The sequence below is a fragment of the Paenibacillus sp. KACC 21273 genome (assembly GCF_028736095.1).
Lineage (GTDB): Bacteria > Bacillota > Bacilli > Paenibacillales > Paenibacillaceae > Saccharibacillus > Saccharibacillus kyungheensis.
Genome location: NZ_CP117876.1, coordinates 1,358,564 through 1,371,101, shown reverse-complemented (window position 1 = coordinate 1,371,101; position 12,538 = coordinate 1,358,564). Strand labels below are relative to the sequence as shown.

Genomic DNA, 12,538 nt, shown 5'->3' with positions numbered 1-12,538 from the left:
TACATATTTGACTTTGCAACCATCTTGTTCATTTGACACCAGATCTATATTGTCAAATGTTTAGTTGGTTATGATTTTATCAGGAACGGTCTCTCATTTCCATAATTACTCTGTAGAAACCCTATTTATTATCAAAAATAACAACAAATAGCCACTCTTTGTTTATAAAGAAGTAGCTATTTGGAGTCATTATATAACAGGTTCTATTTCAAATTGCGGATCGCCGCTTTTAATTAATACTTTGATCGCGTCTTGATTGGTATTTACGAAAATATAACGATCGGTATCGACATCTTTGGCTTGCCAGTCTTTCAGACGGATAATAAAGCCTACACTGGTCTCCTCAGGGGCTACAATAATTTTGGCAACCGCTCTGCCTTCTTCGATCCGTTCAAAATCCACCTGTCTGTGACCTAAAATCGGCCCCCATACCCACAGATTCCAACCTTTGTAATCTTGATTCGGACGTTCGTATTCTACTTCAATACTGCGAGGAATATAAGGCAACACTTCTACTAACCACTGTGCAGTCGCTTTGCCACAAGAAGCTGTAATCTTCGCTGTACCCGGACGAATGCCACGCACCAATCCATCTTTGTTAACACGAATAATTCGTTTGTCGCTGGAATCCCAGTATACTTTCGGGCGAGCAATAGGACGACTGTATTGATCTAGCACTTCCGCTTTTAACGGAATGCGTTTGCCACCATACACCTGATGTTCTCCATGTAAATGAATCATATGTGGCACCAAAGTTTCTACATGTAACAAAAGCGTACTTTTCACACTGCCACAAGAAGCACAGATTGTACTGTCTCCTTCGTGTAGAGCAATAATCTGTCCATTTTCACGAACGATAATATTTTGCTCATTGGAAGAACGGAACACTACAGCTTCTGCTTCAAAAATACGTCCACGTTGATCGCGTGGAGTTACTTTGAGTTGTAACTTTTCACCTGGCTCCATAATACTTGGCGTATAATCCCACTCCAAGCTAGCTGCTACTGGAATATATTGATCTTCTTCATCGTACAATACCATCATAGACAACTGAGGAACGATCACTTCTTGACCGACTACACTTGCTAATGGATGAATACCGGCTTGGTTCTCATTAACAACGATTTGCCATGGACTGACCGACGCTGGCAAAGACACGGTCTGATCATGAGTACTAGCGTTATAAATGACTATAATTCGGTTCCATTTATCACCATGCGCATATTCTCCCAGTTGAAATGCAACCACTTGCTTATCACTACGCAATACTTTTAAATGTTTTTCGACATCTTCTCGTTGATCCATACGAAAAGCAGGATGAGAACGCCTTAACTGAATTAGACCTTGATAGTAATCAAACACCGGACGGAAACGATGTTTATTTCCCCAGCGTAATCCATTGATCACATCAGGGCTGCGATAACTGTTATGATCGCCAAATTTGGTACGTAACATTTCATCACCAGCATGGATAAATGGAATCCCCTGACTGGTTAACACAATACCATTAGCTAATAAAGAACGACGAACCCAATCATTCGATAATACATGTTCAGGATCGATATATTTGTAAGGCTCTGCCGCTTGTACCGCTTCTTCTACACTGCTTCCATCGGCTAATTGACCGTTATCCATATGCAGGAATGAAAGTGCATCATCCTGCCCGTAAGTGCGTACAAGCTTGTCCCATAGATTCAAATTATCATGAGCAGTCACATAGTTGACCGTTTCACTAGGATGATCGGTAAAGTCTCCGATAGCCCCATAAATGCCTTTGACAACATCGCCTTCTACGCCAAATGATCCTGTAGCAAATCCCTGTGTATCCCCATCGCTATCACCTTTGATCGCTTCACGGAAATTATCATTGAATACAGCAAATCCTTTACCACGTTGAGAGCCTTTCAATGTCTGTTGTGGAAGAAGTGACCAACCACCTGTCCACGGCTCTCCGTAGATCAATATACAAGGGTCTACATCACGACGTAGCTCTTGTGTCAATTGAGTAACTGTATCTGTATCGATCAAGCCCATCAAGTCAAAGCGGAATCCATCCAAATGATACTCATTCGCCCAGTAACGTAGTGAGTCTTTGATATATTTGCGTACCATTGGACGCTCTGTTGCAATCTCGTTACCAACACCCGAACCATTGGTTAACTGACCTTTTTCATCAGTGCGATAGAAATATCCCGGCACCAAACGATCAAAAGGTCCATCATCTACAGAATACGTATGGTTATATACCACATCCATGACTACACGCAGACCTTGGGCATGCAATGCTTGGATCAGACGCTTAAATTCACGAATACGTGATGTTGGATCTGTAGGATCGGTCGCATAAGCACCCTCAGGCACATTGTAATGCTGTGGATCATAACCCCAATTGTATTTGATTTGAGTAGACTCAGGATCTTGTACTTTTAATTCATTGACTGTATGAAAATCAGCAATCGGCAATAAATGAACGTGAGTCACACCCAGTTCTTTAAGATGATCGATACCGATAGAATTGCCATGTTCATCTTGCAGACCTTTTTCAGTAAAAGCAAGATATTGACCTTTATGCTTCATACGCGAAGATTCATCAATCGAGAAATCACGCACATGCAATTCGTAGATCACCGCATCAGTAACACTGGACATACGAGGTTTGATATCATTTTCCCATCCTTCAGGATTGGTTGTCTGTAGATCTACAATAGCCGTACGTTGCCCGTTCGGAGACACTGCACGAGCATAAGGATCAACAGCGTATTGTACAGAACCGTCAGCAAATGTAGCACGGTACATATAATATTGACCTGCAAGATCGCCGTATTGCACACATTGCCATACGCCGCCTTCTTCTGCTTTCATTTTATGAGCTTCACCTGTTGTATGATCATGTACAAGACCATCTTCATCATACACACCCATATCTGTATATAACATTAGATCCATTTGAATTGCATCAGGTGCCCAAAGTTTGAATATACTTTGCTGAGGCGTATAGTGCAGTCCAAGATCATCTATATCGTAAAAGTAGTCAGCCGCTACGTCTAAGTTTCGAATTAAGGAATGATTCATTTTATCTAACATTATATTCACCACCATATTTTAGGTTAACAATGAGCATCAATGCTCATCTTCACTTCATACCATCAAGCTTTACTAACAAGTCTAGTATTTATTTACAAATGCTTATAATAATAGTATCGGAAATTTTGTCGAATTGTTGAAGGTTTGATGGAACTTTAGTCCTATGTCATGGGGGTTTTTGTAATATTCAAAACGTGCAATCGTTGGCACAAATATTTAATGAATATCATACCGACTATTATTATTTATCCGATTAGCGATTGTATAGTTGGAAAAGCGGAGGTTGTATTGCATATCGTGTGTTTATTATTTACCTCAATAACTTGCTTTTGAATACAAAAAAGGATAACAATTCCTAAACCTTATCTCTGCTACCTATGATAATACCATGATAGCAGTCTCAACAATGCACTTGTTAAAACTGCTACTACATCGATATGTTCAACCACTTTATCGCAGCAAACTATTATTGAGCTGTCAAAATAATCGGGCCATCTGCTGTAATCGCTATAGTATGTTCATACTGAGCAGACCATCCTCCATCGGCTGTGCGTGCTGTCCAGCCATCAGCATCAATCGTCATCCGATACGTGCTTTCATTAATCATCGGTTCAATCGTAAATACCATACCTTCTTTTAAACGTGTACCTTTGCCCGGTTTGCCTGTATGGGTAAAGTTAGGTTCTTCATGAAGATCACGTCCGATGCCATGACCCAATAGATCACGTACCACATGGAATCCATTGCTTTCGGCATGATGTTGTAGCGGAGCCATCGCATCTCCTAGACGATTGCCTACGATAGCATGTTCTATTCCGATATAAAGACATTCTTTGGTAATACGCATTAGCTTTTCAGCTTCTGGCGAAATGTTACCGACTGCATAACACCATGCAGAATCGCCTAGCCAACCATTATATTCAGCAACGATATCGATTTTGGCAATATCGCCTTCTTGTAAAGGCGTACGATTTGGAAAACCATGAGCGATTACATCATTAACCGATGCACAAGTCTCATATTCAAACCCATTATATCCATTGGTGAATTGTTTACCACCTAATTTAGTAATATGCTTTTTGACAAATTCATTGATTTCCATCGTTGTAATTCCCGGTTGAATCAGCTTGGCAATTTCACGATGACAATCTGCTACGATCTGACTAGCCGTTTTCATTTCTTCTATTTCTTGAGGTGATTTCAGTATGATCATTGATCGGCTTCCTTTCCACAAGCTATTTCCTTTGGGCATCTGCCCCGAATACGTATTATCTCTATATAACTGATATGGTTCCTCATACATATTACCGTCAACTGTATCTTTGAGCAACCTACCGAGCGGATCATATCATGCTAGCAATCAGTTGTTGTTTGCCGAAATAGACCAAAACACCTGATAATCATTAGACGCATTATCAGGTGTTAGGTTGCATCTATACAGTTAATGTTTTAACCTCTGTTACTTGGCTTCTATACGTTTGCCTACAATCGCCAAATGACGTTCTACATCGTCCAAAATAGCAACACGCGGCAAATGTCCCCAATCTTCAAATCCAAATTTACGCAACAAATTCAGACTTGGATCATTATGAGCAAAAACAAAACCAAGCAGCGTATGTATATGCATTGCTGGAGCTTGCTCAATCGCATAAGAGACTAATTTGCTACCGATACCTTTTCCTTGATAATCGTTGTGTACATATACACTTAGCTCTACCGTACCGTTATAAGCAGGTCGTCCATAAAAAGTCTGTAGACTTGCCCAACCTGCAATCTGTCCATCTTGCCACAGCACCCACAATGGACGACGATCAGGAACATGCTCATCGAACCACGCTTGTCGGCTTTCTACTGTTACAGGTTCTGTATCCGCAGTAGCCAACCTTGCAGGAATAGAAGAATTGTAGATATCGACAATAGCAGGTAAATCTTCTTGTCTAGCTATTTCTATCGTGTAAGGTAAATGTTGATCACTCATTTAATCTGCCTCCTTGTATAAAAACAAATGTAAAGATCAGCGTGATTGACGAAAGATTACGTGACGGATTAACGAACAAATGTATTTTTGACACGTACAGAACGCATAAAGTAGAAAATCCAAGCAACCAGCGTAGCAATACCAAAAATGCTACTAATTGTTGGTGATATACCTACCTTTGGAATCAACAACAATGTCACAACGCTTACAGCGATTTGGAATAAGCAGTATGCAATCATAACACGTGGCAAGAATTTTTTACGTTTGTAAAAGAACACTAGATTAGTAATCATCCACAGAAACGAAATAATAGATAAGACGATCCCCATAATCATCACCAACATAAAGTTGTTGCCATAAACAGAAAATACACTATTAGTCATACCAGGTACTACCGCATCAAACTGCCCTGGATTCTTATACATCCAGATTAAAAATATGTAACTAGGAATAGTAAACATAAAAGCAATAAGTACATAATACATATACACTTGAAAACAAGCTAACCAGCCGCCTAATCCTTGCAAAGGTGGTTGCATATACGGCGGGTATGGTGGCATTCCTCCATATTGCTGTTGAGGTGGAGCTTGATACGGATTCTGCTGAACGTCATTAGGATTCGGCGGATATTCGTTACTCATTCGGTATCATCATCCTTTCTTTTTTTGTTCTGATTATAACAAATATCAGATGATTCTATTGTACCAGTAGATGATAGATCATGTAAGACAGATCGCATAACAGATTACAACGATTAGACCTGATACTGTCTTTGACCGAAATTACTTTCTTATTGCTCTTGTAAGCCCACCTGCTCTTGACTCCATTCCCAGAAACGAAGCGCTTCTGCATCATCCAGTGCTTTGGGCTTGAGCTTATGGATCTTTTGGCGATAATAATACATTCCTGAATGTTGAGCTACAGAAGAATCATCTACAAGGAAAATAGCCGTTTCTGCGCCTTGCTCGGGTGTCTGGAAAAAAGGAAGATACGCTACTCCAGCCAAAATGCGCTTACCAAATCCGGTATCCCGATCTACTCCAATATTAGTCGCTACTGCTCCAGGATGCAGACAATTGATCGTTACCTGAGTATCTTTTAACTTTTCCGCCATAACACGTGTAAAAAAGATATTCGCGATTTTGGATTGAGCGTATGACTTGATGACTGTATATCCGTTGTGTAAATGAGGATCATCCCAATGAATTTTACCAATCTTATACGCACCTGAACTGACAACAACGATTCGTCCTTGTGGGGAAGCTTTGAGTGCATCTAACAGCAAATGAGTCAGCAAAAAATGACCGAGATGATTGACCCCGATACTCATTTCAAATCCATCTTCTGTTTCTTGACGCTTCAAATTCACCACACCTGCATTGTTAAGTAAAACATCCAACCGATCATATTTCTGATTAAATTGTTCTGCAAATTCACGAATATGTTGCAGTGACCCTAGATCACATTTCATCAGTGTAATCTGGTCAGAACCGCTTTTTTCACGTGCTTCTTGTAATGCTTTCTGTCCACGTTCTTCATTGCGACAGCCCATAATAACTTCATAGCCACGCTTGGCTAATTCTATAGTAGAAGCAAGTCCCATGCCGGAATTGGCACCTGTAATCAATACACGTTTTGTATTCATGATGTTCCTCCTGTAAGTGATTCTTTTCTTGTTAATAAACCAGTCCATCTATTTCTACGCATCTGCTGATTAGTAATAGATTCAAATCATGCAGATGACATACCAAAAAACTGTAACTACAACTCATTGCCTACTCTGTCTGAGCAGAATAGCACAAGAAGTAAATTACAGTTTTTTGGTATCTAGCATTTTTTGTTACCTAGCATTATAGAATCGTTTTGATAAACATTTCGTTATCGCTGATCATTTATTTGTTTATGCAACAAATGATTTACTGCTTTAATTTGGCATACGCTTCTTCGTACTCTTTAATCAACTGATCACCACCGGCAGTACGCCAGTTTGTAATCGCTTGTTGCCAGCCAGCATCATCTAACTCACCCATAATGTATTTGGTCTGTGCATCACTAATCATCTGATCTAGCTCTTGTCCGCGCTCTGTATAGATATCCGATACGAGATTGTACGCAGGATTGGAGATAGCATATTTGCGATCATCTTTTGATAATTTTACTCCTTTGGTTCCAAGTTCGGTATCGACCAATTCAGGTACATGATAACCTTCAATATTTAGCAAATTATCACGATAAGGCTTCACATCTCGTTGATATCCATCGAAATCGATAAATTCTGTTTTGCCGTCTGCTGTTTTTTTGTAATGCTTGCCTTCGATCCCGCGCAATTGCAATGTACTTGTAGGCTCGTCCATCAGTTTATCGAGTGTACCTAATAATTCTTTCAGTTGTGCTTCGTCTTGGACGGTCGCTTTGGGGAAAGCTAGAAAACCAAAGTTACCCGGTTCACCTGCAATACGAATCCCTTCTGGTCCGACAAATGGAGAAATATCAACCACTCCATCCGGTACAGCCGCTGTTAATAATTGTTGTGTACTTTTTCCGTTGGTTGCTACGCCATTTAGTTTCATACCGATTCTACCGGAGGCCATCATTTTATCGGCTTCTGTAGAATCCAGTGAAGGGAAGTCAGCATTGATTAATTTTTCAGCATAAAGACGATGCATCATTTGTAACACTTCTGTATATTGCGGTGTGATAAATTCAGGCGTGAATTTGCCATTGTCATCTACTCCCCAGCGATTAACGCCACCCAGACTGACTGCAATACGAGTCAGAGGAGCTTGAGAACCTTCAGTATATGTTTTGAATAATGGAAAAGCATACGTATCGTTTTTGCCATTACCGTCAGGATCTTTAGTGGCTATCGCTTTGGCGGCGTTGTACCAATCATCTATACTTTTGGGCACCCCTAATTTCAATGTATCAAACCAGTCTTTGCGGTATACGATAGCAGCCCGCCCTATATCGCGGAAATTCGGAACGCCGTACAATTTACCATCGACCGTGATATTGCTGTAATACTCAGGATCTTGAGCCGCTAGATTCGGATAGTCTTTAAGATAAGGGCCAATCTCCCAAAATTGATCTGAACGAATCGCACCCACTGTTGTTGGAATATAATTCAGACGCATAATATGAGGCAAATTGCCTGAAGCGATCATGACATTGACTTTATCGTTAAACGCAGAGCTGGGAATCCATTGAATATCCAAATCTTTGCCGATATGCTTTTCCAGTCCTGTCTCTACATCATTTCCAGTTTTGGGAATATCGCCGACTTGCATGAGTGAAATACGTACGGTTGAAGAATCCGCTGTTGCCGCTCCTGAATCGCTGTTCCCACAACCTGTTAATCCCAAAGCCAATACAGCAGTAAGTGTCCAACAAGCAGTTTGTTTAACCACAAATTTCATTATTATTTCCTCCCGGTCATTATGGTATGAACATGGTTATTTGCTTTGCTTTTGTTGTTGCTGTTCTTTGTAGGAGCTTGCGTATTCTTGCATCACTTTGTCGCCGCCGGATGTTTTCCATAGTTCCACTTGTTGTTGCCAGCCGTTTTCGTCAATTTTGCCCATAATATATTTGGTTTGTGCATCGTTAATCAATTGATCGAGATCCCCACCGCGCTCTTCATATGTTGGTGAATACAACGTCAATGCTGGATTCGGAATAGCATACTGCGTAATTTCTTTTGCCATTGCTACTCCTTTTTCGCCAATTTTGGTATCTTTTTGCGCAGGCACATTATATCCTTCTACCAGTGGCAGATTATCACGATAAGGCTTTACTTCACGTTGAAAAGCAGCAAAATCGGTCATTTCTACCCGTCCATCCTCTAACTTTTTATAATGCTTTCCATCGACTCCACGCAATAACAGTGTAGACATTTCAGGGTCCATTAATTTATCCAAAAAAGACAACAGCGCTTTGAGGTCTTCTTCTGTAGGCACAGAGACTTTGGGAAATACCAGAATACCTGCATTACCGGATTGAGCAGGTACACGATAACCGTCCGGCCCTTCTAATTTGGCAAGATCGACTTCGGCATCAGGTACATTTTCTTGCAAACGTTCAAGCTGACTTTTGGCAGTCTGTGCCACAGCGATCTTCATACCGGTTAGACCGGAATCGAATTTCTTATCTGCTTCAGTTGAATCAAATACTGCAAAATCTTGATTGATCAATTGCTCATCATATAGACGCTTGAGTAGATCCATTACACCTTTATATTCAGCAGTCATGAATTCTGGAGTAAACGAACCATCATCTTCCACTTTCCACTTATTCGGTGCTCCTAGACTGACAGCTAGACGTGTTGTAAATGCATACTCGCCTTCGTTATATTTTTTGAACAACATCATGCCATACGTATCTTTTTTCCCATTTCCATCAGGATCATTTAATGTTAACGCTTTCACATCGTTGTACCAGTCTTCTGTGCTTTTCGGTACATCTAGCTTGAGCTTTTTAAACCAATCCGAGCGGTAGAGCAATGTCGCACGTGCAATATCGGAAAAGCGAGGTACCCCATAGATTTTGCCATCGACTTTAACATTATCGTAAAATACATCTGCTTGTGCCGCTAAGTTAGGATAATCTTTGAGATACGGGCCGACTTCCCAGAATACATCGTTACGCATCGCGTTAGTGACAGCAGGTGTGTAATTCACTTTTAAAATATCAGGCATATCTCCTGAAGCGATCATGACATTGATCTTGTCATCATATGCCGAGTTCGGTATCCATTGAACGTCTAATTTTTTGCCCGTGTATTTTTCAATTTGCGTTTGAATCGGGTTGCCTGCGGATGGAATATCGCCTACTTGAGAAATCGCCATCGTGATCGTATCATCGACCGATGCTCCCTGAGATCCTTTGCTTCCACATGCACTCAGTACAGTAGATGTTGCTAATACAAGGCACATTAAAACTGCTGTTTGTTTTTTCATAAATAATTATCTCCTTTCGTTGAGGGGGGTTGTGGAGGGCTGCGGGGGAGATGGTTCTTGCAGTCGCTGGTAAGACAGGGATATCTTGATTTGACCGCTGGCGGTCGATATCCCAGTCTTAAAGGCGACTTTCAGAATCCATCTCCCCCTCCGCCTAGCACAATTGGGTGGGTAGTGGCAGAAAAGATGTAAAGATTTTTAAGATCGTTTTAAGGGATTTGAGTTTTTGAGTTTTTGAAAATTAGGGATTAGGGACTTGAGTTTTAAAGTTTTAAATATTTAAGGATTTAAGGATTTAAGGATTTAAGGATTTAAGGATTTAATAATTATTGTAGTGCGAGTTGAGATGGTTTTTTAGCATGTAATGTAGGTTTTATTGGGTTTGGTAATGATTTTTTTGGGTGCGACAATTGTTGTAGGTAGTTAGTGTAATGGTTAGTGATGGACATGTATGGGTGTGATGTTTGGTTATTGAATTAAATGGTGAGAATAAGGATTTGGTTCATTTTACTTATTTAAGTTATTTTAAATTACGTTATTAAGTAATCATGGTTATGGATGCAATTTAGCCTTTGACTGAGCCTAGAAGTGCGCCTTTGGCGAAATGTTTTTGTAGGAATGGGTAGACCATTAAGATAGGCAATGTTGAGAATACGATAACTGCCATTCGAATCGTAAGTGGTTGGATATCGGCTTCTTCGATGCTGGTGTCTCCGATTCGGCTTTGAGCTAGAATAACAATTTCGCGTAGCCACACTTGTACAGGCCATTTGTCGCTATCGTTAATATACAGAATAGCGCTGAAGAAGCTATTCCAGTGAGCTACCGAGTAGAACAATGCGAATGTTGCCATGGCTGGTAGCGATAACGGTAACACGATACGGAAAAGGATTGAGACGTCGTTACATCCGTCGATTTTGGCGGCATCTTCCAGTCCATCAGGGATTTGTTGGAAAAAGTTTTTGAGTACGATCAAGTTAAAAGCACTGATCGCGCCTGGAATCATTAGCGACCATAACGTATCGGTCAAATGAAGAGAATTGACAACAAAGTACGTCGGAATCATACCGCCACTAAATAACATCGTGAACAATACACCGAGCATAATGTACTTTCTGCCTCGCAAATAAGGACGTGATAACGGATACGCCATCAAGGTGGTCAGCAGTAAATTAATAAATGTGCCGAGCACTGTAATATAGATTGATACCCATAAGCTATTCAATAGTGTAGATGTAGAGAAAATATACCGATACGCAGCAAGCGAAAATTCTTTCGGAAAAAGAATAAATCCCCCTTTAGCGACTTCTGCTGGACTGGTAAATGATACAGCAGTGATATAGATAAAAGGCAATACCGTTACAATCCCTAACAATAACAACAAGGTATGATTGGTATAATCAAATAGCCGATTCCCTAATGTACGATCTTGTTTCATGATGTTGTCTCCTTTCGGACGATAGGTAACTTTAGAATGCATAACATCGTTTGCAAAAGATTTTTTATACTATTTGATTTCTTTCTACAAAAAATAGATAAATCAATAGATACCTTCTTCTCCACATTTTTTCGCTAACTGATTCGCTCCGACCACTAACAGCAAGCCAATCACTGATTTGAACAATCCAACAGCAGCACTATAGCTATACTGCGCTTGCGTCATTCCTTTTACATACACATACGTATCAAAGACTTCACCCACATCCCGATTTGTGGAAGTCAACATTAAGAAAATTTGTTCGAATCCGGTATCCAAAAAAGTACCCAGACGCAAAATAAGTAAAATGATGATCGTACTGCGGATAGCAGGCAAAGTAATATGCCACAACTGTCTCCAACGGCTTGCTCCATCCATTCGCGCAGCTTCATACAATTGAGTATCTACACCTGACAACGCCGCTAGAAAAATAATCGTTCCCCAACCGACTTCTTTCCAGATCGATTGCGAAATAATCATCGTACGGAACCAACCCGGCTCAAGTAAAAACGCTATTTTTTGACCGGTTATCGCAAAGATCAATTCGTTTAAAATTCCGCCTTCTGTCGTAAAGATCATATAAAATACACCGACAACAACAACCCATGAGACAAAATGCGGTACATAGATTAATGTTTGCACAAAACGTTTAAATCGTTCTGTCACGACTTCATTTAACATCAACGATACAATAATAGGTAAAGGGAAAAAGAAAATAATATTGTATAACGCCAGAATCAATGTATTACGAAATAACATCCAAAACTGCGGTTCACTGAAAAAGCGTTCAAAGTGCTTGAATCCTACCCAGTTACTTTCCCATATTCCACGGTACGGAACATAATCTTGAAATGCCATTACAATGCCGTACATCGGTACATACTTGAATATGACAAAATAAATAATCCCGGGTAACAACATAATGTATAACCAACGATTTTTGTAAAATTCCCTCCATGACATATTCGCTTGGCTTTCTTTTGTACGTATACGTGTAGATGATTTGACTGATTTGGCTTCCATCCTTCACCCTCCTTGAAAGCG

At 40.3% G+C, this 12,538-nt stretch carries 9 protein-coding genes; all 9 read right to left on the bottom strand.

The window, feature by feature from the left end:
- Window positions 1-189: 189 nt before the first annotated feature.
- Window positions 190-3,084, bottom strand: coding sequence for a type I pullulanase (gene pulA / locus PQ460_RS06370; protein WP_274172089.1), 2,895 nt, complete (start codon window positions 3,082-3,084; stop codon window positions 190-192).
- Between the two features lie 466 nt (window positions 3,085-3,550).
- Window positions 3,551-4,297 carry a type I methionyl aminopeptidase gene (gene map / locus PQ460_RS06365; protein WP_273613303.1) on the bottom strand — a complete coding sequence of 249 codons (747 nt, stop codon included), beginning with the start codon at window positions 4,295-4,297 and terminating at the stop codon, window positions 3,551-3,553.
- Window positions 4,298-4,543: 246 nt separating this feature from the next.
- Window positions 4,544-5,062 carry a GNAT family N-acetyltransferase gene (locus PQ460_RS06360; protein ID WP_273613304.1) on the bottom strand — a complete coding sequence of 173 codons (519 nt, stop codon included), beginning with the start codon at window positions 5,060-5,062 and terminating at the stop codon, window positions 4,544-4,546.
- Window positions 5,063-5,130: 68 nt separating this feature from the next.
- Window positions 5,131-5,703: a DUF2569 family protein gene (locus PQ460_RS06355; protein WP_274172088.1), complete on the bottom strand. Its 573-nt coding sequence runs from the start codon at window positions 5,701-5,703 to the stop codon at window positions 5,131-5,133.
- Between the two features lie 149 nt (window positions 5,704-5,852).
- Window positions 5,853-6,707, bottom strand: a complete 855-nt coding sequence (locus PQ460_RS06350; protein WP_274172087.1) for an SDR family oxidoreductase — start codon at window positions 6,705-6,707, stop codon at window positions 5,853-5,855.
- A gap of 271 nt (window positions 6,708-6,978) precedes the next feature.
- Window positions 6,979-8,478, bottom strand: coding sequence for an extracellular solute-binding protein (locus PQ460_RS06345; protein WP_274172086.1), 1,500 nt, complete (start codon window positions 8,476-8,478; stop codon window positions 6,979-6,981).
- A 36-nt stretch (window positions 8,479-8,514) separates the two neighbouring features.
- Entirely contained in the window at window positions 8,515-10,017 is a 1,503-nt protein-coding gene (locus PQ460_RS06340) for an extracellular solute-binding protein (RefSeq protein ID WP_274172085.1), read from the bottom strand.
- 565 nt (window positions 10,018-10,582) lie between these two features.
- A complete protein-coding gene (locus PQ460_RS06335; protein WP_273613309.1) occupies window positions 10,583-11,455 on the bottom strand; it encodes a carbohydrate ABC transporter permease in 873 nt (290 codons plus the stop codon).
- Between the two features lie 102 nt (window positions 11,456-11,557).
- Window positions 11,558-12,457: an ABC transporter permease gene (locus PQ460_RS06330; RefSeq protein WP_274172881.1), complete on the bottom strand. Its 900-nt coding sequence runs from the start codon at window positions 12,455-12,457 to the stop codon at window positions 11,558-11,560.
- Between the last annotated feature and the right edge of the window lie 81 nt (window positions 12,458-12,538).